At 59.6% G+C, this 451-nt stretch carries 1 protein-coding gene; it reads right to left on the reverse strand.

Annotated features, from left to right (window positions below):
• Positions 1 to 180, reverse strand: a 180-nt coding sequence (locus tag NJD74_RS19615) for a hypothetical protein (RefSeq protein WP_319624828.1), incomplete at its 3' end; no start/stop codon positions are given.
• Between the last annotated feature and the right edge of the window lie 271 nt (positions 181 to 451).

Genomic DNA, 451 nt, shown 5'->3' on the forward strand with positions numbered 1-451 from the left:
GTTCTGCGCATGAATGGCGGACGTGGCCGCATCCGCCACGGACAGGATGAACGATCCGGAGGAAAATGAGTTGAGTGCCGCGGAAAGTACGCCGCGGGAGCGGCCGAGCGCGGCGATGGCTTTCTCGTTGCTGTTGACTTGGTCGCGTGCGTCGCTTCCCTGCCCCGACGCTATCTCCATCAGAATGTCCAGCGGGCCGGATGCATAGTAGCCCTCGCCAGGGGCCTCGGCGGTGGTCTGTGCATCGGTTTGTACGGAAGTCTGAGCCGTGCCGGAATTGGTGTGGATGGCAATCAGCGAGGAGCCGTATTCCGCACCCAGAAACGCCGCGAACAGACACGCGATAACAATCAGCCAATAACTTCGCTTTAGAGTCTTCCGCGCCTGTGCCTTGAGTGCTTTTCTCTCTATCGTTGCTCCCCTGCTTAGTAGCCACTCCCAACTCTAGTGG

The sequence above is a fragment of the Stenotrophomonas sp. RG-453 genome (genome assembly GCF_033843685.1).
Classification (GTDB): Bacteria; Pseudomonadota; Gammaproteobacteria; order Xanthomonadales; family Xanthomonadaceae; genus Stenotrophomonas; species Stenotrophomonas bentonitica_A.